Origin of the sequence: Paraburkholderia sp. JHI2823 (assembly GCF_038900695.1) — a bacterium.
Taxonomy (GTDB): Bacteria; Pseudomonadota; Gammaproteobacteria; order Burkholderiales; family Burkholderiaceae; genus Paraburkholderia; species Paraburkholderia mimosarum.
Window position 1 is genome coordinate 1 of record NZ_JAYMRY010000194.1, and the last position, 581, is coordinate 581.

The following is a 581-nucleotide window of genomic DNA, read 5'->3' on the forward strand; positions in this document are numbered from 1 at the left end:
GTCCTCTTCTTCTTTTTCTTCTTCAGGAGCAAAGCCTTCAGCTCTTGTTGTCCTTGGGCCAAGTTCATGACCATCTCCTGGAATTGGGCGTTTTGGGCCTGGAGGGCCTTGATAGCTTGCTCGGTAGTGAGTTCAGGATTCATGATGCTTGAGTGCTGAAATAAACAGCGAAGAAGATTAAGCAACCTGTGAAATAGGGTACCTGCGATGCATATGGTGCAATGAGATGCGTATGTTTTATGTTTTCAAAGACAAACAAGATTCAACTTTGTAGACAAAAAGGGAAACACACTTCATTAGATTAAAATTTCAAATTGTTCAACAACTTGCCCTTAGGCATTACAGGAATGAAAAATACTGGAAAGGAAATAAAATCTATAAAAGGAAATATCCAAAGCCCATCAGTGCTCCCATGGCCTCCTTTTCTCAGTGTTGATGTAGTTATTCAGAACCCGCTCTTCCTCCAATTTCTTAGTCAGCCTTTGGACCTTCCGCTCCTGTTCGTTGAACTTTTCCCGATAAAAATCTCGTTCTTCCTTTAGCTGCGCCCAAGATCTCTTCATTGTATCAAAATCAGTGGG

1 protein-coding gene is annotated in these 581 nt (G+C 41.7%); it reads right to left on the reverse strand.

Annotated features, from left to right (window positions below):
- Positions 1 to 401: 401 nt before the first annotated feature.
- On the reverse strand, positions 402 to 581 hold a 180-nt coding region (locus tag VSR34_RS38275; protein WP_342965218.1), incomplete at its 5' end, for a hypothetical protein.